Here is a 21,158-nt window from a genome sequence, read left to right as displayed (position 1 = left end):
TGTCGTGGTTGGTTTGTGCCGTGGTTGGTTTGTGCGCGGCCCGCCGCGATGGTGCCGTCAGGCCGCGCGGCCGGCGGTGACCAGCCATCCCGTGCCGCGCAGCCGCACGCCGCCCCCGTCGGCGTCCTCGTGCCGGCGCAGGGTGGCCGTGAGGGCGGTGCGGGCGCGCTCCCGTACCTCCGGTGCGACCTGGCTGGACATATGGCGCCCGGGGCCGGACTCCAGCAGCAGCGCGGCCGCGTCGTCGGCGTCCCGGCCCCAAGTGCCGTACCCCGTCGCATGGGTCGTGGTGATGTCCGTGAATCCGGCCGCGGACAGTACGTCGTGGACGCGCTGCGGGTCCGCGAGGGAGAACATGCCGGCGCTGCCCGGGGCGCCGAAGTCCCCGACGGGCAGGTGGGCGCGCAGCGCCGTGACGGCCGCCAGCCATTCGTTGCCCTCGGGGCCGGCACCGCAGATGAACGCCATCCGGCCACCGGGGCGCAGCGCGCGGCGGATGTTGGCGAAGGCGGCGACGGGGTCGGCGAAGAACATCACCCCGAAGCGGCTGATCACGACGTCGAAGGCGTTCGGGGGGAGGGGGTGGGTCTGCGCGTCACCCTGCTCGAAGGTCACATGGGCGAGCCGCTCCTCGGCGGTACTGGCGCGGGCGCGCTCCAGCATCGGGCCGGACAGATCGAGGCCGACGGCCCGCCCGTCGACCGCCCGGCGCCCGGCCAGCCGGGTCGTGAGTCCGGCGCCGCAGCCCACATCGAGGACGTGGTCGTGCGCCCCGATCGCGGCCGCGGTGAGCAGGGCTTCGTTGAAGCCGGCGTTCACCGCGTCCCACCGGTCCTGATTGCGGGCCCAGTGGCCGCCTTCGTAACCGTTCCATGCCGTCTCCTGCTCGGTGTTGCCGGTCCGCCGCATGCCGGACGACCTCCTTGGGGCACGGCTGTCCGCGCCTAGTATGGGCAAGTGCCCAAACAGTATGGGCGCGTGCCCATACTGGCAACCCCCGCCCTGCGCCGGCCTGTTCGGGCGTGGTGGGATGGGCGGGAGTCTGCACCAGGAAAGAGGTCCCAGGTCCTATGTCACCGCGTGGAGTGGCGATTCCCGATGTGCGCGAGCGGCTGTTCGCCGCCGCCGAGCAGGTACTGGTGCGGGAGGGTCCGGCGGGCCTGACCGGACGGGCGATCACCAGCGAGGCGGGCTGCGCCAAGGGGCTGCTGAACGCCCACTTCGCCGGGCTGGACGAGTTCATCGCCGAACTCTGCCTGGACCGGTTCGCGCGCACCGCGCGGACGGCCCGGGAACTCCCCGCGCGGGCGGGCCGGGACACCGTCGTCGAGAACCTCGTCGCCGTCGCGCACGTACTGCTCGACTCCGTGGGCCCGACGGTCGCGAGTCTCGCCCTCACCCGTCCCGCCGCCTTCCTGCGCGTACGCCAGGCGCTGGAGACCGGGGCGCCGGGCTTCGCCGCCGTCGAGGAGGCGATCGCCGCCTATCTGCGGGCCGAACAGCGGCTCGGGCGGCTGGCGGAGGGCACCGACACCGGCGCGGTCGCGCTGGCGCTCGTCGGCACCGTCCACCATCTGCTCATGACCAGCTGGTCCGGCGCACCGGACCAGCGTGCGCAGGCGGAGCGGCTGGTCGCCCTGCTGGCCGGCGCCGGGGAGGCCGCCGGCCCGGCATGACGGCCGTCAGTCGCCCACCTTGACGGCGCAGGCCAATTCCAGGGCGTGCCCGCCCCCGTCGGGGCGGGGTGCGGAGGTGGGGCAGTCGGTCCACCTCGCGGTGGGGTGCCTGGGCGACGGCCGGTCGTCGGGGGTCGGATGCCGCTGGCCGGCCGCGGTGTGCGGTTCCTGGAGCAGCACGGTGGCGCCCCCTCCGGCGATCACCAGGGCCACCCATACCCCCGCCGCCCAGTACCTGGCCCGCCTCGACATCCGTCCCCCGTCCGCCGGTTCCGATCGCCAGATGCTACGCGCAGCGCGGACACCGTGCCGATCGGGCCGCAGAATGCTCCGCCCGCGCGCGGGCGCCTTCACCGCACCGCCGTGCCGGCCGCCGGACCGCTCAACTCTCGTTCATCGGCTTCGGGTTGATCACGGCGAAGGGCGCGCCCTGCGGGTCCTGTACGACGGCCATCCGCCCGGCGACCATGTCGAACGGCGGCTTGAGCGTCGACCCGCCGGCCTTCTGCAGCGTGGCGACCGTCTCGTCGGTGTCCGCCACCGAGAAGTACGTCAGCCAGTGGGAGGGGACGCCCTCGGGCACGCCCGCGGGCATCGGCTGCATGCCGCCCACCGGGCGTCCGCCCACGCTGAGCGCGAAGTAGCCCTCGGCGCCTTCCATGGGGTGGGTCCCGATGCCGAGGGTCCTTTCGTAGAAGGCGGCCGCGGCCTTCTGGTTTGTGGTGTTGAGCTCGTTCCAGATCACGGCGCCGTGCTCGTTGACGATGCCGGCGCCGGGGAAGTCGCGCGGCTGCCAGACGCCGAAAGCGGCTCCGCTGGGGTCGGTGGCGATGCACATCCGGCCCAGCGTCATCACGTCCATGACGGGCATGCACACCGTGCCGCCCGCCGCATCGATCGCGCGCTCGGTGGCGTCGGCGTCGTCGGACGAGAGGTACGTGGTCCACACCGTCGGGGGTGCGGGCTGGCCGCCCATCGGGATCGCGGCCATGATTCCGGCCACCGGCTTGCCCTTGAATTGGCATACGGCGTAGCCGCCGGTCTCCGATGGCCCGACCTCCCCGGTCCAGCCGAACAGGCCCGAGTAGAAATCGATGGCGGCTTGCTGGTCGGGGGCCGCGAGATCGACCCAGCAGGGTGTCCCGGGCGCGTACGGAGCGGTGACTTCAGGCATCGTTGCCTCCTCGGAGGGCGTGGTACGTGCCCCTGCCGATGGGCGCAGGGACCACCCGCTCTCTCCACAGTTCCCGCCACCCGCCCGGCCCGCCACTCGACGGGCCGGGCGCAGCGCACGGCGCCCCGGGCCGGCCGCCTCAGGCCACGTCGAACGTGGCCGGGTCCGGGCCGAGGCGGTTGCCCGCGTCGAGACCGGCGAGGGTGCCCATATCGGCGTCGTCCAGCTCGAAGCCGAGGACGTCGATGTTCTCCCGGATCCGGGACGGGGTCACGGACTTGGGGATCGCGATGTTGCCGAGCTGGAGGTGCCAGCGCAGCACCACCTGCGCGGGGGTCTTGCCGTGCTTCTCGGCGAGCGCGGCGATCTTCGCGTCCTCGAGAAGCCCGCGGCCCTGGCCCAGCGGCGACCAGGCCTCGGTCGCGATGTGGTGCCGGTCGTGCACGGCGCGCGACTCGGCCTGCTGGAACTGCGGATGCAGCTCGATCTGGTTGACCGCCGGGACGACGGAGGTCTCGCCCAGCAGCCGCTCCAGGTGGGCGGGCAGGAAGTTGGAGACGCCGATCGCCTTGGCGCGGCCGTCCTTGTAGATCTTCTCGAGGGCCTTGTACGTCTCGACGTACGCGTCCTCGGCAGGCAGCGGCCAGTGGATCAGATACAGATCCACGTACTCCAGGCCGAGCTTGGCCAGGGAGGCGTCGAAGGCGCGCAGGGTGGCGTCGTGGCCGTGGTCGGAGTTCCACAGCTTCGTCGTGACGAAGAGCTCGTCGCGGGGGATGCCGGAGGTGGTGAGGGCCTTGCCCGTGCCTTCCTCGTTGCCGTAGATCGCGGCGGTGTCGATGCTGCGGTAGCCCGCTTCCAGGGCATGGCCGACGGCGGTGGCCGCCTCGTCGTCCGGAATCTGGAAGACGCCGTAGCCGAGCTGGGGCATCGCGATGCCGTTGTTGAGCGTGATGGACGGAACCTTGCTCACGGGGGATTCGATCCTTACATCGGTCGACTGTGCGTACATGCGCGTTCCTGTGTATGCGCGCTCTCGGATGTCAACGATCATCCACCGTCGAGCATTCCCGCCGAGGGAGCCGCGAGGGGGACATTCCGGACCGGTCGGGTGAGCCGGGCCGGGCAGGCCCCTTCGGGGTCCCGGCCGTCAACTCGGCGAGGGTGAAGGCGCCCGCGCAGAGCAGCACCAGCCCGGTGAACAGCTCCGCGGCACCGACGAGCCACGGCAGACCGCCCGGCGCCCGGGACACGCCCGCGACGAGGGCGCCGGCCACCGTCCGCGTCACCCACAGGCAGCCGCCGCAAGCGAAGACCGCCGCGCTGCCGACCCAGGCCAGCGTCAGCGGCACCCGTACGCGCAGCCCGACGAGCGGCGCCCGGCGGGGCAGCAGGCGGGGGAAGAGCAGCAGCAGGACTCCGAGGGCGCCGGCCAGCGAGAGCAGGCCCTGTACGCAGTCGGAGGCGTGGACGACGACGGTGCGGGCGTCCGCTTCGGCCGCGGTGACGCCCAAGGTGGAGCCCGTGCCCCACAGGAGCTGGACGATTCCGACGGCAACGGCCAGCACCGCGGCGGGCAGCGCCAGGATCCGCTGCACGGCGCGGGTACCGGTGTTCGGAAGGTCGCGCAGCGGGCGGCGCAGCAGGCCGCCCCAGCGCCGGTGCGCGTACACCGCGAACGCCCCGAAGAGCGCGAGGCCCTCGACGATGAAGCCGCCGTAGACGACGGCGAAGACCCATGGTTCGAGGAAGTCGCCGCGGGCCATCGGGTGGGGGCCGTCGACGAAGGGGCCGGCGAGGAGGCTGCCGGAGACACCCAGCATGAGCGGAACGAGCAGGCCGGACGCCATCCACAGAGGGAAGGCCAGCAGCCACGCCGGGGCACGGAGCCCGCTCGGGCGGGTGAGGGTGTGCGCCACCAGGGCGGCGACGGCGTCCAGGAGGAAGGTGAAGACATTGGCCGAGAGCCAGACGGCGTGGTCGAAGCGCCTGGGGTCGACGATGCCGATGTCGAAGCCCAGCACCCACAGCAGCTTCAGGGTGAGGTACGGGGCGCAGGCGGCGACCGCGGTCCGGCCGAGCAGGGTGAGGCGGCGGGTGTCCATGCCCGGAGTCTGCTGACCTCCGCCGCGCCGGACGTCCGCCGCGGGGACGATCGCCCTCCGCCGTGCGGCGGAGGCCGGCCGCCGTGGGGGGCCGTCACGCCCGGTACAGCGCGTCCACCTCGGCCCCGTACGTCGTCTCGATCGCCTTCCGCTTGAGCTTCAGCGAGGGCGTCAAGAGGCCGTGCTCCTCGCTGAACTGGTTGGCCAGTATCCGGAACGTACGGATCGACTCGGCCTGCGAGACCAACGTGTTGGCGGCCACCACCGCGCGCCGGACCTCGGTCTCCAGGTCCGGGTCGCGCACCAGGTCGGTCGGCGGCATCTCCGGCTTGCCGCGCATGGTCAGCCAGTGCGCGACCGCCTCCGGGTCCAGCGTCACCAGAGCGGCGATGAACGGCCGGTCGTTGCCGACCACGATGCACTGCGCGACCAGCGGATGGGCCCGCACCCGCTCCTCCAGGCCGACCGGAGAGACCGACTTGCCGCCGGAGGTGACCAGGATCTCCTTCTTGCGGCCGGTGATCGTCAGATAGCCGTCCTCGTCCACGGCGCCCAGGTCGCCGGTGGAGAACCAGCCGTCGTGCAGCACCGCATCGGTGGCCTTCGGGTCGTTGTGGTAACCCTGGAAGATCTGGCCGCCGTACAGCCAGATCTCACCGTCCTCCGCGATGTGCACGGTCGTACCGGGAACGGGTACGCCGACGGTGCCGAAGCGGGTCCGCTCGGGCGGGTTCGCGGTGGCGGCCGCGGTGCTCTCCGTCAGGCCGTAGCCCTCGTAGATGATCACTCCCGCGCCGGCGAAGAACAGCCCGAGCCGGCGCTCCATCGCCGAGCCGCCCGACATCGCGTGCCGCACCCGGCCGCCCATGGCGTCCCGGACCTTGCTGTAGACCAGCTTGTCGAAGATCTGGTGCTGCATCCGCAGCGCGGCGCTGGGCCCGGAGCCGGTGCCGAACGCCTTGTTCTCCTGCGCCTCGGCATAGCGGATCGCGATCTCGACGGCCTTGTCGAAGGGCCCGACCTTGCCGTCCGCCTCGGCCTTGCGCCGGGCCGCGGCGAAGACCTTCTCGAAGATGTACGGCACCGCGAGGATGAACGTCGGCCGGAAGCTCTGCAGGTCGGGCAGGAGCGCACGGGCCGCGAGCTCGGGCTGGTGCGCCAGTTGGACCCGGCCGCGGATGGCCGCGACCTGCACCATCCGCCCGAAGACATGGGCGAGCGGGAGGAAGAGCAGCGTGGCCGCCGTTTCGCCCGCCTTGGATTTGAAGACCCGCTCAAAGCGCAGGACCATGTTGTCGGCCTCGGCCATGAAGTTGGCGTGCGTGATCACGCAGCCCTTGGGGCGGCCCGTGGTGCCCGAGGTGTAGATGATCGTCGCGGTGGCGTCGGGGGTGACGGCCATCCGGTGGCGGTGGACGACATCGTCCTCGATGTGCGCGCCGGCCGCGGTCAGTTCCGCCACCGGGTCGGCATCCAGCTGCCACAGCTTGCGCAGCTGCGGTAGCCGGTCGATGACCGAACCGACGGTCATCGCATGGTCCTCGTGCTCGACCAGGCAGGCCGTGACGTCGGCGTTGTGCAGCATCCAGAAGACCTGCTCGGCCGACGACGTCGGATAGAGCGGGACGGACTGGGCGCCGACGGACCACAGCGCGAAGTCGAACAGGGTCCACTCATAGCGCGTACGCGACATGATGCCGACCCGGTCGCCGAATCGGACGCCCTGCGCCAGCAAGCCCTTGGCGAGCGCCATGACCTCGTCCCGGAACCGGGCCGAGGTGACGTCCTGCCAGTGCCCCTCGTCGTCCTTACGCGTCAGCGCGACCCGTCCGGGATCGGCATCGGCATTGTCGTAGACGGAATCCGCAAGCCCGCCGACCCGCGGTGCGGTTGCCAAAGGGGGGACGGTGAACTCGCGCAATGACCCAGCCCTTCGTGGTGCTCCTCACAGGGCCGAGACCGTACCCCACGGCGGCGGCGTCCGGGAGGGCCGTACCACGGCGCGGACCAGCGTGCATGGGAAATGGCCAAGGTCAGAATTCGGGTTACTTCGGGTAAGCGAGGACATGATCCGGCCGATTCGCCTCCGGACTATCACTGTGCCGGGACCGTTTCTGCACCAAATCTCTGCAAGCGGCGCCCATGTCCCGTGTGCCTATGGCATGTGCAGCCGGTCGCCGCCCACCAGGATCGCGTCGGCCAACGCCTCGGCCGGACCCCGCGCCGCGCGCGAGTGCCGCCCGTGGAGCAGGACGAAGTCCACCCCGCCCAGCTCCGGCAGCCCGGCGCGCGACGGAATCCGCACCAGACCTGGCGGGATCATGCCCATGGTGTGTGCCATAACGCCCAGACCGGCGCGAGTTGCGGCGATAAGTCCGTTCAGGCTTCCGCTGGTACAGGCGATCCGCCACTCGCGGCCCTGGCCCTCCAGCGCCTCCAGCGCGCGGGCGCGGGTCACCGCGGGCGGCGGGTAGACGACCAGCGGCACCGGCCGCTGCGGGTCCAGCCGCAGCCGCTCGGCGCCCACCCACACCAGCCGGTCGCGCCACACCAGCCGCCCCCGCGACTCCTCCGGACCCCGCTTGGCCAGGACGAGATCGAGCCGGCCGGCCGCCAGCCGCTCGTGCAGCGTCTCCGACAGCTCGACCGTCAGCTCCAGATCGACCTCCGGGTGCTCCCGCCGGAAGCCCTCCAGTACCTCCGGCATCCGGGTCAGCACGAAGTCCTCCGAGGCGCCGAACCGCAGCCGGCCGCGCAGCCGCGTCCCCGCGAAGAAGCTCGCGGCCCGCTCGTTGGCCTCCAGGATCGTGCGCGCGAACCCGAGCATCGCCTCGCCGTCCTCGGTCAGCTCCACGGCGTGCGTGTCCCGGACGAACAGCCGCCGCCCCGCGGCCTCCTCCAGCTTCCGTACGTGCTGGCTCACCGTCGACTGCCGCAGTCCGAGGCGGTGCGCGGCCTGGGTGAAGCTCAGCGTCTGCGCCACGGTGAGAAAGGTGCGCAGCTGCGCGGGTTCGAACATGGCCTTCATCGTCCGCCGCCTCCCGTCGTTCGGCGCGGTGCGTCCCTCGCGAGGTATCCATCATGGCGCGTCCATCGCGATACGTGATGACAGTCACCACGGTAAGAGGGGTTCCCGATCGCCGTGCGGAACGGCACGCTGAGGAGGGCACCGTCCATGCCGTGCCCCGCGCCCACGCACCGCCGAACGACCCGAAGAGAGCCCATGCGCCGCCGCTTGCCCGCCCTGCCCTCCTGGCTGCCCGTGGACGGATACATCCTGGCTCTGGTGGGGACCGTCGGCCTGGCGGCGCTGCTGCCCGCGAGCGGAGCGGCCGCCACCCTCGCGGACGGGGCCTCCACCGGAGCCGTCGCCCTGCTGTTCTTCCTCTACGGCGCCCGGCTCTCCACCCGCGAGGCGATGGCGGGGCTACGCCACTGGCGGCTCCACCTCACCGTGCTCGCCTGCACCTTCGCGCTCTTCCCTCTGCTCGGCCTGGCCGCCGGCGCGCTGGTCCCGGCCGTCCTGCCGCCCACCCTCTACACCGGGCTGCTGTTCCTGTGCCTGGTGCCCTCCACGATCCAGTCCTCCATCGCCTTCACCTCGCTCGCCCGCGGCAATGTGGCGGCGGCGATCTGTGCCGGATCGTTCTCCAGCCTCGTCGGAATCGTCGTCACCCCGCTGCTGGCCGGCCTCGTCCTGCACGGCGGCGGCGGCGGCTTCTCCACCGACTCGCTGGTCTCCATCGTCTGCCAGCTGCTGCTCCCGTTCGTCGCCGGGCAGTTGCTGCGCCGCTGGGTCGGCCCGTTCCTCACCCGTCGCAAGAAGGCCCTCGGTCTTGTGGACCGCGGCTCGATACTGCTCGTCGTCTACACCGCCTTCAGCGCCGGAATGGTCCAGGGCATCTGGCACCAGGTCTCGCCGCTGCGCCTGTTGTGCCTGCTGGGTGTGGAGGCCGTGCTGCTGGCGCTGATGCTGACCGGTACCTCGTACGGCTCCCGGAGGCTCGGTTTCGGCAGGCAGGACCGGATCGCGATCATCTTCGCCGGATCGAAGAAGAGCCTGGCCGCCGGTCTGCCGATGGCCAGCGTGCTCTTCGGCGCGCAGGCCGGACTGGCGGTGCTGCCGCTGATGCTGTTCCACCAGATGCAGCTGATGGTGTGCGCGGTGCTGGCGAAGCGGTTCGCGGCGCGTGCGGAGGCCGACGCCGACGCGGGGGAGGCGACGCCGCTGGGCGCCGCTCCCCGCGCCGAGCCGGCCGACGCCGTCGCGAGCGGAAGGCCGTAGGCGGCACGGGCGGGACGGCCGCCTACCGTGCAGACTCCGCCGACACGTCGGGCTCGGCAGCCCCGCGACTCCGTTGCGCGCCCTCCGAAGCCGGCCCCTGCGCCCTCCCCGGCATCCGGGACACCGCGACCCCGGCCAGGCAGAGGAGGCCACCGAGGAGCGCGAGCCAGCCGGGCACCTCGCCGAGGAACAGCCACGACATGAGGACGACGAGCACCGGCACCGCGTAGGTCGTGGCCCCCATCTTCCCGGCGGTGGTACGGGACACCGCGTAGGCCCACGTGCTGAACGCGAGCGCCGTCGGGAAGACGCCCAGGTACACCACCTGCAATGTTGCCGACACCGGAGCCCGGCCCACCTCCGCCACCAGCTGGCCGGCGAACGGCAGGCACGCCACCGCTCCGACGAGCGCGCCGTACGTCGTCACCTGCAGCGGTGTGGCGTGCTTCAACGTCGGCTTCTGCAGCACCACGCCCACCGCGTACGCCACCGCGGCGAACAGGCACAGCAGTACGCCGACGAGCGACGACCCTCCCCCGCCCGACGAGGCCAGCCCGACCACCACGGCCCCGAGGAACGACACCCCCATGCCGGCCATCAGCTTGGGCGGGAAGCCCTCCTTGAGCAGCCAGCCGCCCAGGAGCGCCATCAGGATCGGCCCGACATTGACGATCATGGAAGCCGTACCGGCATCGACCTCACGCTCACCCCAGTTCAACGCGACCATGTACGCGCCGAACCACAGGACTCCCGAGGCGGCTATGCCGAGCCATGCCTCGCGGGGCGGGAATCCACCACGCCGGGCCAGCAGAACGGCGCCCAACACCACAGAGGCCACCGCCAACCTGCCGAAGGCGAGCGCGCCCGGCCCGAAATGCGCGGCGGAGCTGCGGATCGCGATGAACGACGATGCCCAGAGCACCACGGTGACGGAAGCTGCGGCGAGCGCCCGGCCGTCCACTCCGTTCGTGGACCCGGCGGCGCCGTCCGCCGCTGCTGTCCCCACCGACCGGCTCACGCATTGCCTCCCTCTGGAGCGCCCGGCGCGTACTTCCTGCACGCGCATATGACCCGCAAGTCTGCAAGGGCCGATGTTTGTGTGACAAGCGAGTTGGCGCGCTCAGCAGTCGGAGGTCTGCGAGACGCCCATGGCAAAATCCACCGGGTGCAGATCGGGATACTTGGACCCTTCGAGGTTCGGACGGACGACGGCGCCCTGGCCGACGTGCCGGGCGCGCGGCTGCGCGGGCTGTTGGTCGCCCTCGCGCTCGAACCGGGCCGCGTGGTCCCGAAGTCGACGCTCGTCGACTGGATTTGGGGCGAACAGCCGCCCTCCGACGCGACGAATGCCCTGCAACGCCTGGCGTCCCGGCTGCGGAAGGCGCTGCCGGGAGGGCTGGTCGAGGGGCGGACGGACGGCTACCGGCTGAGCGTGGAGCCCGATGCCGTCGACGCCGTACGGTTCGAACGCCTCGTCGGCCAGGCCCGCAACGACGAGGATCCACGGGGGATACGGCTGCTGCGCGAGGCCCTCGCCCTGTGGCGCGGTGCGGCCCTGCAGGACATCGGCCTGCCGGACAGCGCCGCGTTCGACGCGGCGGTCACCCGGCTCGAGGGGCTACGCCTGACCGCCATGGAGGATCGCTTCGATGAGGAGATCGGCCTCGGCCACGGGGCGAAGCTGGTGACGGAACTGACCGACTTGGTGGCCGCGCACCCGGTGCGGGAACGGCTGGTCGCCGCGTTGATGCGGGCCCTCGTCGAGACCGGTCGCGACACCGAGGCGCTGCTCGTGTACCAGCGCACGAGGGAAACCCTGGCCAACACGCTGGGCGTCGATCCCTCACCGGAGCTGTCCGCCGTGCATGTCGCGTTGCTGCGGGGCGAGTTGGGGCGGCGGGAGGAGAACCGCAGGACCAACTTGCGTGCCGAGCTGACCAGCTTCGTCGGCAAGGACGCCGAGGTCGCCGCGGTCCGCGAACTCCTCGCCGAACATCGGCTCACCACCCTGATCGGGCCGGGCGGTGCGGGGAAGACCAGGCTGGCCACGGAGACCGCGCGCACGCAGCTCGGCGACCTGCCGGACGGGGCCTGGCTGGTGGAGCTCGCAGCCATCGGCGCGGACGGTGACGTGGCGCAGGCGACGCTCGCCGCGCTCGGCCTGCGGGATGCGCTGCTCGGCGAGGCACCGGACGCGGAGCCGACGGACCGGGTCATTGCTGCGGTCCGCGAGCGGGCGATGCTGCTGATTCTGGACAACTGTGAGCACGTGATCGAGTCGGTGGCGGCGTTCGCCCATCGGGTGCTCGGCGAGTGCCGGCGCCTGCGGATCCTCGCGACGAGCAGGGAAACCCTCGGCATCACCGGTGAGGCACTGTGGCCGGTCGCGCCGTTGGCCCTGCCCGCGGCGGACGCCGGTCCCGGCGAGATCGAGTCCTCTCCGGCCGTCCGGCTGCTGCGGGACCGCGCCGGCGCGGTGCGCAAGGACCTCGTGATCGACGCCCGCACCCTGTCGACCATGGCGCGCGTCTGCCGCGCGCTGGACGGCATGCCACTGGCCATCGAACTCGCCGCGGCCAGGTTGCGCACCATGTCCCTCGATCAGCTCGCCCATCGGCTCGACGACCGGTTCCGCCTGCTGACCGGCGGCAGCCGTACCGCGCTGCCGCGGCACAGGACGCTGCGTGCGCTGATCGACTGGAGCTGGGAACTGCTCACCGACGCCGAACGGACGGTGCTGCGCAGGCTCTCGGTGTTCTCCGGCGGCGCGAGCCTGGAAGCGGCCGAGCGGGTCTGCGCGGGCGATGCGGTCGAGGCGGGGCAGGTACTCGAGTTGCTGACCGCGCTGACCGAGAAATCGTTGGTGCTCACCGAGGGCGACCGGGCGCCGCGCTACCGGATGCTCGGCACGATCAAGGAGTACGCCGCCCAGCGGCTCGCGGAGGCGGGGGAATCGGACCTGGCGCGCCGGGCGCATCTCGCCCACTTCACCGAACTCGCCGAAACCGCGGATCCCCACCTGCGCCGCGCCGAGCAATTGGAATGGCTTGCCGCGCTCGAGGTCGAGCACGACAACCTCGCCGCCGCGATGCGCAACGCGCTGGCGGCCGGCGAGGCATGCGGGGCGATGCGGCTCGCGGCGGCCGCCGGGTGGTACTGGTGGCTCGGCGGGCACAAGGCCGAGGGCAACGAGCTGATCATGGCGGCCACTGCCCTGCCCGGCGAGGTGGCCGATGACATCCGGGCCGTGGTGTACGCGTTCGCCGTCATGTTCGTGACCTCCGGGCTGGGCGATCAGTACCAGGCCGAGGAGTGGATCCACCAGGCCTACGAGATCAGCCGGCGCGTTGAGAGCCGTCACCCGGCGCTGGCGTTCGTCGCCCCGCTGGAACGCATGCTGCACGCGCCGGACGCGTCCCTGCCCGCGTTCGAACCGCTGCTCACCGACGACGACCCCTGGGTACGCGCCCTTGCCCGGCTGCACCTCGGCAAGATGCGGATCGTGCTCGGCCACGACGGCCGGGATGCGGACGCGTATCTCGAGACGGCTCTCACCGAGTTCCGCGCGCTCGGCGAACGGTGGGGGATCTCGTTCGCCCTGACCGAGCTGGCGAATCGCATCGCCATGCGCGGCGAGTTCGCCGGTGCCTGCGAGTACTACGCACAGGCGATCGCGGTCGTCACCGAGGTCGGTGCCGTCGAGGACGTCGTGGGGATGCGGTCGCGACAGGCCCAGCTGTACTGGCTGTTGGGCGACGAGGACTCCAGCGCGGCCGCCCTGGCCCAGGCGCAGCGGTCCGCGGAACGCGTCGCCTGGCCCAATGCGCTGGCCGAGCTGGCGCTGGCGAAGGCGGAGCTCGCGCGCTGGAGCGGCGACGCCGAGCAGGCACACCGGCAACTCGATGTCGTGACGGCGATGCTGGGCGACGACGCCGAGCGGGCGAACGTCCGCGCGGGGAGACAAGACCTGCTCGGCTACCTCGCCGACGACCTCGACGAGGCCCGCGAACACCGCATCGCGGCCTTCCAGGCGGCGTCCGAGGCGGGGCATGCACCCGTGATCGCGCAGGTGCTCGTCGGGATCGCGGATCTGGCGCTGCGGGACCGGCAGTACGAGCAGGCCGCGCGGCTGCTCGCGGCGAGCGCCGGGGTGCGCGGTCTGCCGGATCTCTCCCGACCGGATGTGGCCCGGATCGAGCAGGCCGCGCGGCGTGGCCTCGGTGACACGCGGTTCACCGAGGCGACGCAGGAGGGGGAGCGGGCGAGCTGGCGCGAGGTGGTCGCGGTGACGCTCGCCGAGCCGGCTCAGCCGACGGGCTGAGCCCGCGGACCCGTACACCTCGCGGGTGGACTCCTTGCGGTCGTGCATCAGGGGGCGCGACGGATGACGCACTCGGCCGACGGTTCTACCGGGCCGTTTCCGTCCAGGTGACCGGCAGCTCGTGGACGCCGTAGATGTTCATGTCGGTCCTGAGCTTCACCTCGCCGGCGGGGACGGCGAGTTCGAGGGTCGGGAAGCGACGCAGCAGTCCCTCGAAACCGGCGCGCATCTCGATGCGGGCCAGCTGCTGGCCGAGGCATTGGTGGATGCCGTGGCCGAAGGACAGGTGACCGCGGGCCTTGCGGTGGACGTCCAGGGTGTCGGGGTTGTCGAAACGCTGAGGGTCGCGGTTGGCGGCCAGCAGCGAGACGACGACGGTCGATCCCTTGGCGATGGTTTCACCGCCGAGTTCGAGGTCCTCCGTGGCGTAGCGGTAGAAGATGTCGGCGACGGACAGGTAGCGCATGAGTTCCTCGACGGCACCGGGCAGCAGCTCCGGGGCGTCGCGCAGTTCGGCCAGCTGCTCGGGGTGCTCCAGGAGCGCGAAGGTGCCCAGCGCCAGCATGTTGGCGGTGGTTTCGTGGCCCGCGAGCAGCAGCAGGAAGGCGGCGCCGGTCAGCTCCTCGATGCTGAGGTCGTCATGGCGGGCCAGGTCGGACAGGATGTCGTCGCCGGGCTCGGCGCGCTTGCGCGTGACCAGTTCGGCGAGGTACGTGTTCAGTGCGCCGAGCGCGGCCATCTTTTCGTCGAGCGACTGGTCCTTGACCATGAACTGGGCGGAGTTGGCCTGGAAACTCTCCCGGTCCTCGTAGGGGACACCGAGCAGTTCGCAGATCACCAGCGAAGGCACCGGCAGCGCGAACTCCTTGACCAGGTCGACCGGCGGGGCGAGGCGCGCCATCTCGTCCAGTTGCCGCTCGACGATGTCGCCGATGTGCTCTTCGAGCTGCTTCATGCGCTTGACGGTGAAGGCGCCGGTGAGCCTGCGTCGCAGCCGGGTGTGGTCCGGCGGGTCCATGGCGATGAACACGCCCGGCATCTGCGGGGACGGTTCGGTGGGAACGGGCATGCCGGGGGTCTCGTACGGCACATGGAGCACGCCGATGTCCTGGCGCGAGCTGAACCGGGTGTCGGCCATGAGCTGACGGACCGCGTCGTAGCCGGTGACGAGCCAGCCCTCGTGTCCGTCGGGGAAGACCATGGGGCTGACCGGGCGGGCCTCGCGCAGCCGGGTGATCCGGCGGGGCGGGTCGAAGGGGCCCGCATCGCGCTCCATGGGGAGGCCGTTCGGGACGGGAACCGTCTGACTCATCGGACTGCCTTTCGTGGCGGTTGGTTGCCCCACCCTCGCCGACGGACCTGACACACGACTGACACGGCTCTGACACCGACCGACCATGCCGGAGACAGGGGCGGCCGGGACGTCTCCTGTGCGTGGTGGTCGGCGGCGCGATCACCGCAGGCCGAGGACGACGGGCAGCCGGCGGAGCGGGGCCCGCGATGCCACCCGCCGCCACAGGCTGCCACGTCGCCCCGCCCTAGGTGGTGTCCGCGTGCACCCGGTCGAGCGCCAGCCGCAGCACCAGCGGTCCCGCGTCGTACGCCTCGGAGGTGCGTACGCCGGACAGCTCGGCATCGGTCAGGGCCCGCCGGTAGACGCGCACCTCGTCCAGCGCACCGGTGAACTGGGCGCGGCTGTCCAGCTTTTGGCCCAGGTGTACGCCGAAGACCGAGCCGCGGCTGACCGAGCCGGGGACGTCCGGGACGGCGGTGGTCCGGATGAGGTCCACGGTCAGCAGCAGCCAGCCGCCGGTGCGGCGCAGCGCGAGATGGTGCCAGCGGCCGTCGTTGTACGCGCCGTCGGTCGCGACCTGCGCGGTGGCGGCCGGCCGGGCGCCGTCGACGGCGGTGAGGCGCGCGGTGATCCGGTTGTTGGCGGGGTCGGCGCTCACCGCGACCTGCGGCGATCTGCTGCCCACGCCGCCCATCCAGAGCATCGGCTGTTCACCGGTTCTGGCGTCGTAGCGGAAGAAGAAGCTGCAGGTGAAGTCGCGGGTGCCGAGGGGGAGCGAGGGGCGGTAGGGGAGGCGTACGGCGTCGTCCCTGCCGTCGAAGGCCAGCGCGCCGCCGAACACGCCGTCGGTGCTCCTGGCGCCGCCCAGGACGAGCGCCGGGCGGGCGCCGGGGGCGTCGTCGCGGGTCGTGGGGTCGGGGGCGCGGCGCGGGCCGAGCCAGTCCTCGGTGAACCGGACGAAGCGGATCTCGTCGCGGGCGTCCACCTTGCCGCCCTCGTAGAGCAGGCCGATGACGTCGGGGGAGAGGGCGACCATGTCGGAGTAGCCGGACCAGTCGGTGGTGACCCGTGCGCCCCGGTCGACGCCCTCCCAGGTGCGGCCCTCGTCCCAGGAGGAGCGGATGGTCATCGTCCGGCGCCGGTCGGGGTCGGCGGGCGCGGCGAAGAGGGTACGGGTCTGCCCGCGCCCGGCGTCGTGCGAGCGCGGCAGGCGAAGCGCCGAGGCCTGCACCATGGGGGCGTAGAAGTCGGGGATCGCGCGGAACGGGGCGGCGAAGGAGTCGCCGCCGTCGCGGCTGACCGCGGCGGTGCGGTGGCCCAGGTCTGTACCGTCCTGCTCGCGGCCGTTGACGTAGATCGAGCCGTTGGTGCGCTCCAGGAGCGTCATCTCGGAGGGCTTCTGACGGAACGTTCCATCGGGGGCGATGGGCCAGGTGTCCAGCGCGCCGACCTTCCAGGTGCGGCCGCCGTCGTCGCTGTGCACCAGGGCCGCGTGGTTCTCGGTGACCCGGCCCTGGGCGTAGCTCTCGGCGTTGATGCCGAAGACCAGACGACCCGCGTGCCGGCCCCGGGTGAGCTGGATGCCGTGCACGGGCCCGGTGGCGTACCAGGAGTTCCACTCGGGCGGGCGGATGGTGGGGGTCAGGTCCCGGGGCGCGGACCAGGTCACGCCGTCGTCGTCGCTGTACTGGAGGTGCGGGGTGCGGTCGCAGGGGACATCGCAGCTGAGACCGTCGTCGCGGCCCTCGTTGTACGTCTCGGCGATGACGATGCGGCCGGTGCGGCGGTCCACGATGGGGGCGGGATTGCCGTGCGTGTCGCCGTCGCCGTGGTTGATGACCTGGAGGGGCCCCCAGGTGAGGCCGCCGTCGGTGGAGCGCCGGACGACCAGGTCGATATCGCCCGAGTCGCCGCAGTCGTGCACCCGGCCTTCGGCGAAGGCGAGGAGGGTGCCGCGCGGGGACTTGACGATCGCCGGTATGCGGAAGCAGGTATAGCCCTGTTCCTGCGCGGCTTTGAAGAGGACCTGCTGGTCGAATCCGCCCGCGGGGGCCGGGGCGTCCAGGGTGGCCGAGGTGGCCGCGTCCGACGCCGGGTCGGGCGTGGCCCGTGCGGCGGAGGTCGGGAGGAGGGCGAGGACTGCGGCGGTCAGCGCGGCGAGACCGGCCGCGGCGCGGCGCCGCCGGGGTCTGCTGCGGGGGCTGGGGTGTGCGCGGAGAACTGACGTCATGGTCCGGCCTGCCCTTTCGGGGTTCGGCGTCGGGTCATCAGGACATCCAACGTCCTATGTGCATCCGCGACGGAAGCTACTGCCGTGTGCCAACCGCGACAAGGAGCCTGCGTCAGTTCTCGGCACGGGGCCCGGATTTCACTCGCCCGGCCCGCAGGCAATGCGCCGTGTGCGCCGCGCGCGGGGAACGGGTGGGAAGCGGCGGGTGGGCCGCGTGTGCCCGCTGTGCCGCGCGTTCCGGCTGTGCCGGGGGTTCCCGATGCGTCGCCCGTTGCCCCGCGCGGCCCCGAGGCCCCCGGTCCGCACCGCGCCCGCCCTGCCCGCCGCCCCTCACGGCCGCAGCACCACCTTGCCGAGATTGGCCCGCGCCTCGATGATCTCGTGCGCCTTCGCGGCGTCGGCCAGCGGCAGTTCGGCGTGTACGGCGGCCCGCAGCCGCCCCTCCCCGGCCAGCTCCCACAGCTGCGCCTGGTGCCGCTCGTACCGCTCCCGGTGGACGGTGGAAAAGCGCCGCATCGTCAGCCCGGTGATGGTCTTCGAGCCCGCCAGCAGCTCATACGCCGGGACCGTGCCGCCACCGGAGTTGAAGAAGATCAGCCGGCCGCCCTCGGCGAGCGCGGCCAGCGCCCGCGGCAGCAGCTCGCCGCCCACGCCGTCCAGCACGATGTCGACCGGCTCGCCCCAGGACTCCTGGTCGTACGTCACGACCTCGTCGGCCCCGAGCCCGTACAGGAACTCCGCCTTGGCCGCGGAGCCGACGGCGGCCACCACGCGCGGCACCCCCTGGAGCTTGGCCAGTTGGACGGCGAGATGCCCGGTGGCGCTGGCCGCTCCGGTGATCAGTACGGACTCGGTGCCCGCCGGCGCGGCGGTGCTCAGCGCCGCCAGCGCGACCTGTCCGCCGCGTACCAGCGCGACCGCCTGCACCGCGCTCGCGCCGTCGGGGATCCTGCTGGCCAGGACGGCGGGAGCGAGGGTGAGTTCGGCGTAGGAGCCCTTGAAGGTCAGCGAGGTGACGCGGTCGCCCACCGCGAAACCGCCGACGTCCGGACCCACGGCGACGACCTCCCCGGCGATCTCGCCACCGGGCATGCTCGGCAGCGGATCGCCGCCGCCCTTGCCGTCCCCGCGCACCCGGCGCACGCACGGCAGCGTCACGCCGATCGCCTCCGTAGCCACCAGCAGCTCGCCGGGGCCGGGCACCGGGCTTTCGGCGTCCTCGACGCGCAGGACTTCCGGACCGCCGTAGGCATGGAATCGGACGCGGCGCATGGGCCGGCACCTCCAGGGAGCGTCGGTCGGCGTGCGGATGCCGTCGGCCGGCGCGCATCGGCGCCGGCCGGAGCGCGTTGGCGGACACCGACGCACCGACCGTGTTTCATTGGGTGGCCCAACGATAGCCCAAAATCCATTGGGAATCCCAACGACTTCTCGGATTTCTCGATACGGTGGCCCCATGCCCCACGACCCGCCCTACGCCCCTTCCCGCATCCGCGCGCTCCCCAGCTGGCTGCTGGGCCGCGCCGCCGCCCGCGGCCACCGCATGGTCGCCGATGCCCTCGCCGCCGAAGGCATGCGGATGATGCACCATGCGGTGCTGTCCGCGGTCGCCGAACTCGGCCCCGTATCGCAGGCCGAACTCGGCCGGACGCTGAGCATCGACCCCAAGGACATGGTCGCGATCGTCAACGACCTGCAGAAGGACGGGCTGGTCACCCGCGCGCCCGACCCCAAGGACCGGCGCAAGAACGCCATCGAGATCTCGGCCGAGGGCGAGCGGCGGCTGCGCCGCACGCAGAAGCTCGGCGACGAGGCCAACGCGGAGCTGACCGCGGCTCTGACCCCGGCGGAGCGCGAGCAGTTGGTCGCGCTGCTGACCAGGATCGCGCTGCCGGAGTAGCGCAGGAGACCGCCGGGGGCCGGCCAGGACCCACCGGGACCGACCGGCGCAGGGGGCGCACCCTGCCGGCCGGTGCGGCGGGCGCGGCCTCAGCCCGTGGCGGCGGCCGCGCCCAGGGCGAGGCGGTGCTCGCCCGCGTACACGTTCATGGAGCTGCCGCGCAGGAAACCGACCAGGGTCAGCCCGGTCTCGGCGGCCAGATCGACGGCGAGCGACGACGGCGCGGAGACCGCCGCCAGTACCGGGATGCCGGCCATCACGGCTTTCTGCACCAGCTCGAAGGACGCCCGCCCGGAGACCATCAGGACGCAGGACGACAGCGGCAACAGCCCCCGCTGGAGCGCCAGTCCGACGATCTTGTCCACGGCGTTGTGGCGTCCTACGTCCTCCCGGATGTCGAGCAGTTCCCCGTCCGTGGTGAACAGCGCGGCCGCATGCAGGCCCCCGGTCCGCTCGAAGACCCGCTGTGCGGCCCGGAGTCGGTCGGGGAGGGCGGTCAGCGTCGCCGGTTCGACGCGGACCGGGGTGTCGGGGGAGGTGTCCAGCGCCCAGCGCGCCTGGGTACGGACCGCGTCCAGGCTGGCCTTGCCGCACAGCCCGCACGAGGACGTCGTATAGACATTGCGCTCCAGGGTGATGTCGGGGACCGGCACCCCGTCCGCGAGCCGGACATCGACGACGTTGTACGTATTACTCCCGTCCTCCGTAGCCCCCGCGCAGTAAACGATGTTCGCCAGGTCATCGGCGTTCGCCAGGACGCCCTCGCTGACGAGGAAGCCCGCCGCCAGCGCGAAGTCGTCACCGGGCGTACGCATCGTGATCGCCAGCGGCTTTCCGCCCAGGCGTATCTCCAGCGGTTCCTCGGCGACGAGGGTGTCCGGGCGGGTGCTCACGGCACCGTCGCGGATACGGATCACCTTGCGTCGCTCCGTGACTCGTCCCATGTCCGATCAGTCCCGTCCTCACCGGTGGTGCTCAGTCCCGGTTCCGTAGGTGCCGGCAGCCGAAGCGGCCCTTGATGCAGAGGTTGCCGTGGGCCACCGGGTTGCGTGCGGCGAGGTGACCTTGGCGCTCTCATTCTCCTGCACGTGCAGGGTGAGGTTGCGGCCGACGCCGCGGTCGCCCCGGAGCGCGGAGATCTTGATCCGGCCACCCGGCGACCGTGGCAGCGCCCAGGAGAGAGAAGGCCGACGAATATTGTCTACAGTATTCGGTCTGGCCGGGCAAGGAGGCCGAAGAACTCGGCAAGGTTGCGTCAACCGCCTTCCCCGCCGGGACAGTTGGCGACCGCGACCATCGGCCCCGTGACGTACGTCACCAGGTCACCCTGTGTGGTAGGGCACACTCTCGGTAGACTGTAGACGATAACCAATCGCCGCCCGTATGCCCGCCTTACCGCCTTCCACGGCGCTTTCCATGGCGCCTTCCATGCCACCTCCCATGCCGCTTTCCGTACGCGTCCACAGAGGGGACCTCGATGCTGTCCACAGGGCTACCGCAGGGAGCCGTGCCGAAGCTCGAACGACCCGGCCCGCTGCGCGAGCGCGTCTATGAAGCGCTGCTCGAACTGATCACCACCCGCGCGCTGCGCCCCGGCCAGCATCTGGTCGAGAGCGAGCTCGCCGGTCACCTGGGGGTCTCCCGGCAGCCGGTCCGCGAGGCGCTGCAGCGGCTCAACACCGACGGATGGGTGGATCTGCGTCCGGCCCAGGGCGCCTTTGTGCACGAGCCGACCGAGGAGGAGGCGGACCAGCTGCTGACGGTCCGTACGCTGCTGGAGGCGGAGGCGGCCCGGCTCGCGGCGGCCAACGCCGGGTCGGCCGGCATCGCGGAGCTGGAGCGGCTGTGCGCCGAGGGAGAGCGCGCCGTCCTGGACGACGACGTGGACGGCGCGGTGGCGACCAACGCGGCATTCCACGCGAAGGTGATGGAGCTGGCCGGCAATGCGGTGCTCGCGGAGCTGGCCGCACAGGTCGGACGGCGGGTGCGCTGGTACTACACGCCGGTGGCCCGGCAGCGCGGCAAGCAGTCGTGGATCGAGCACCGCGCGCTGATCGCGGCGATCGCCGACCGGGACGAGGCGCGGGCCACCGAGGTGATGCGGGCGCACACCGAGCACACGCGCCGCACTTACCATGAGCGCGAGCGTTCCTGAGGCGCGCCGGGCCCGGCG

17 protein-coding genes and 1 pseudogene are annotated in these 21,158 nt (G+C 72.1%); 5 read left to right on the top strand and 13 right to left on the bottom strand.

Translation table 11 applies throughout. From position 1 onward, the window contains the following. Positions 1-57: 57 nt before the first annotated feature. Complete coding sequence (locus tag ACIGWZ_RS32725) at positions 58-909, bottom strand: class I SAM-dependent methyltransferase (protein ID WP_400070403.1); 852 nt, start codon at positions 907-909, stop codon at positions 58-60. A gap of 161 nt (positions 910-1,070) precedes the next feature. Between ACIGWZ_RS32725 and ACIGWZ_RS32720 the strand changes: the two genes are divergently transcribed. Further along, positions 1,071-1,676 carry a TetR/AcrR family transcriptional regulator gene (locus tag ACIGWZ_RS32720; RefSeq protein ID WP_400070401.1) on the top strand — a complete coding sequence of 202 codons (606 nt, stop codon included), beginning with the start codon at positions 1,071-1,073 and terminating at the stop codon, positions 1,674-1,676. A 6-nt stretch (positions 1,677-1,682) separates the two neighbouring features. On the opposite strand, the gene ACIGWZ_RS32715 is transcribed toward ACIGWZ_RS32720, so the two are convergent. The 6 genes from ACIGWZ_RS32715 to ACIGWZ_RS32690 form a co-directional block, all read right to left on the bottom strand. Next, positions 1,683-1,928: a hypothetical protein gene (locus tag ACIGWZ_RS32715; protein ID WP_400070399.1), complete on the bottom strand. Its 246-nt coding sequence runs from the start codon at positions 1,926-1,928 to the stop codon at positions 1,683-1,685. Positions 1,929-2,058: 130 nt separating this feature from the next. Further along, a complete protein-coding gene (locus tag ACIGWZ_RS32710; RefSeq protein WP_400070397.1) occupies positions 2,059-2,850 on the bottom strand; it encodes a VOC family protein in 792 nt (263 codons plus the stop codon). Between the two features lie 139 nt (positions 2,851-2,989). Further along, positions 2,990-3,823 carry an aldo/keto reductase gene (locus ACIGWZ_RS32705; protein WP_400070395.1) on the bottom strand — a complete coding sequence of 278 codons (834 nt, stop codon included), beginning with the start codon at positions 3,821-3,823 and terminating at the stop codon, positions 2,990-2,992. A 70-nt stretch (positions 3,824-3,893) separates the two neighbouring features. Continuing rightward, positions 3,894-4,955 carry a hypothetical protein gene (locus ACIGWZ_RS32700; RefSeq protein WP_400070393.1) on the bottom strand — a complete coding sequence of 354 codons (1,062 nt, stop codon included), beginning with the start codon at positions 4,953-4,955 and terminating at the stop codon, positions 3,894-3,896. A 94-nt stretch (positions 4,956-5,049) separates the two neighbouring features. After that, complete coding sequence (locus ACIGWZ_RS32695) at positions 5,050-6,876, bottom strand: AMP-dependent synthetase/ligase (protein ID WP_400070391.1); 1,827 nt, start codon at positions 6,874-6,876, stop codon at positions 5,050-5,052. A 234-nt stretch (positions 6,877-7,110) separates the two neighbouring features. Continuing rightward, positions 7,111-7,974, bottom strand: a complete 864-nt coding sequence (locus tag ACIGWZ_RS32690; RefSeq protein WP_400070389.1) for a LysR family transcriptional regulator — start codon at positions 7,972-7,974, stop codon at positions 7,111-7,113. A gap of 204 nt (positions 7,975-8,178) precedes the next feature. Between ACIGWZ_RS32690 and ACIGWZ_RS32685 the strand changes: the two genes are divergently transcribed. Then, complete coding sequence (locus ACIGWZ_RS32685; protein ID WP_400070387.1) at positions 8,179-9,240, top strand: bile acid:sodium symporter family protein; 1,062 nt, start codon at positions 8,179-8,181, stop codon at positions 9,238-9,240. Positions 9,241-9,262: 22 nt separating this feature from the next. Here ACIGWZ_RS32685 and ACIGWZ_RS32680 read toward each other — a convergent pair whose 3' ends face one another. After that, positions 9,263-10,246 (bottom strand): DMT family transporter, encoded by a 984-nt coding sequence (locus tag ACIGWZ_RS32680; RefSeq protein WP_400070478.1) that lies wholly within the window; start codon positions 10,244-10,246, stop codon positions 9,263-9,265. Between the two features lie 159 nt (positions 10,247-10,405). Here ACIGWZ_RS32680 and ACIGWZ_RS32675 point away from each other — a divergent pair, with 159 nt between their 5' ends. Further along, entirely contained in the window at positions 10,406-13,561 is a 3,156-nt protein-coding gene (locus ACIGWZ_RS32675; protein WP_400070385.1) for a BTAD domain-containing putative transcriptional regulator, read from the top strand. 85 nt (positions 13,562-13,646) lie between these two features. Here ACIGWZ_RS32675 and ACIGWZ_RS32670 read toward each other — a convergent pair whose 3' ends face one another. From ACIGWZ_RS32670 to ACIGWZ_RS32660, 3 genes are all read right to left on the bottom strand, one after another. Beyond that, complete coding sequence (locus ACIGWZ_RS32670; protein ID WP_400070383.1) at positions 13,647-14,873, bottom strand: cytochrome P450; 1,227 nt, start codon at positions 14,871-14,873, stop codon at positions 13,647-13,649. A 226-nt stretch (positions 14,874-15,099) separates the two neighbouring features. Next, complete coding sequence (locus ACIGWZ_RS32665) at positions 15,100-17,085, bottom strand: exo-alpha-sialidase (protein ID WP_400070381.1); 1,986 nt, start codon at positions 17,083-17,085, stop codon at positions 15,100-15,102. Between the two features lie 330 nt (positions 17,086-17,415). Further along, positions 17,416-18,357 (bottom strand): zinc-binding alcohol dehydrogenase family protein, encoded by a 942-nt coding sequence (locus ACIGWZ_RS32660; protein WP_400070379.1) that lies wholly within the window; start codon positions 18,355-18,357, stop codon positions 17,416-17,418. Positions 18,358-18,541: 184 nt separating this feature from the next. Here ACIGWZ_RS32660 and ACIGWZ_RS32655 point away from each other — a divergent pair, with 184 nt between their 5' ends. Further along, entirely contained in the window at positions 18,542-18,985 is a 444-nt protein-coding gene (locus ACIGWZ_RS32655) for a MarR family winged helix-turn-helix transcriptional regulator (protein ID WP_400070377.1), read from the top strand. Between the two features lie 89 nt (positions 18,986-19,074). On the opposite strand, the gene fdhD is transcribed toward ACIGWZ_RS32655, so the two are convergent. Together fdhD and ACIGWZ_RS32645 are read right to left on the bottom strand one after the other, a co-directional pair. Further along, complete coding sequence (gene fdhD / locus ACIGWZ_RS32650) at positions 19,075-19,929, bottom strand: formate dehydrogenase accessory sulfurtransferase FdhD (protein WP_400070375.1); 855 nt, start codon at positions 19,927-19,929, stop codon at positions 19,075-19,077. A gap of 31 nt (positions 19,930-19,960) precedes the next feature. Next, positions 19,961-20,100: pseudogene (locus ACIGWZ_RS32645) on the bottom strand (Fe-S-binding domain-containing protein); the annotation flags it as partial. A 362-nt stretch (positions 20,101-20,462) separates the two neighbouring features. On the opposite strand from ACIGWZ_RS32645, the gene ACIGWZ_RS32640 reads away from it, so the two are divergent. Continuing rightward, a complete protein-coding gene (locus ACIGWZ_RS32640) occupies positions 20,463-21,140 on the top strand; it encodes a GntR family transcriptional regulator (RefSeq protein ID WP_400070373.1) in 678 nt (225 codons plus the stop codon). Positions 21,141-21,158 lie beyond the last annotated feature (18 nt).

The organism is Streptomyces sp. NPDC053427 (genome assembly GCF_044544985.1).
In the GTDB taxonomy this organism is placed as follows: domain Bacteria; phylum Actinomycetota; class Actinomycetes; order Streptomycetales; family Streptomycetaceae; genus Streptomyces.
Note: the sequence above shows the minus strand (reverse complement) of the source record. Positions and strands in the feature narration are given on the sequence as shown.

Bases quoted from the DNA above. Each gene is read 5' to 3' on its own strand.
- ACIGWZ_RS32725 (WP_400070403.1), bottom strand. From the start codon at position 909: ATGCGGCGGACCGGCAACACCGAGCAGGAGACGGCATGGAACGGTTAC.
- ACIGWZ_RS32720 (WP_400070401.1), top strand. From the start codon at position 1,071: ATGTCACCGCGTGGAGTGGCGATTCCCGATGTGCGCGAGCGGCTGTTC.
- ACIGWZ_RS32715 (WP_400070399.1), bottom strand. From the start codon at position 1,928: ATGTCGAGGCGGGCCAGGTACTGGGCGGCGGGGGTATGGGTGGCCCTG.
- ACIGWZ_RS32710 (WP_400070397.1), bottom strand. From the start codon at position 2,850: ATGCCTGAAGTCACCGCTCCGTACGCGCCCGGGACACCCTGCTGGGTC.
- ACIGWZ_RS32700 (WP_400070393.1), bottom strand. From the start codon at position 4,955: ATGGACACCCGCCGCCTCACCCTGCTCGGCCGGACCGCGGTCGCCGCC.
- ACIGWZ_RS32690 (WP_400070389.1), bottom strand. From the start codon at position 7,974: ATGTTCGAACCCGCGCAGCTGCGCACCTTTCTCACCGTGGCGCAGACG.
- ACIGWZ_RS32685 (WP_400070387.1), top strand. From the start codon at position 8,179: ATGCGCCGCCGCTTGCCCGCCCTGCCCTCCTGGCTGCCCGTGGACGGA.
- ACIGWZ_RS32670 (WP_400070383.1), bottom strand. From the start codon at position 14,873: ATGAGTCAGACGGTTCCCGTCCCGAACGGCCTCCCCATGGAGCGCGAT.
- ACIGWZ_RS32665 (WP_400070381.1), bottom strand. From the start codon at position 17,085: ATGACGTCAGTTCTCCGCGCACACCCCAGCCCCCGCAGCAGACCCCGG.
- ACIGWZ_RS32660 (WP_400070379.1), bottom strand. From the start codon at position 18,357: ATGCGCCGCGTCCGATTCCATGCCTACGGCGGTCCGGAAGTCCTGCGC.
- ACIGWZ_RS32655 (WP_400070377.1), top strand. From the start codon at position 18,542: ATGCCCCACGACCCGCCCTACGCCCCTTCCCGCATCCGCGCGCTCCCC.
- fdhD (WP_400070375.1), bottom strand. From the start codon at position 19,929: ATGGGACGAGTCACGGAGCGACGCAAGGTGATCCGTATCCGCGACGGT.
- ACIGWZ_RS32640 (WP_400070373.1), top strand. From the start codon at position 20,463: ATGCTGTCCACAGGGCTACCGCAGGGAGCCGTGCCGAAGCTCGAACGA.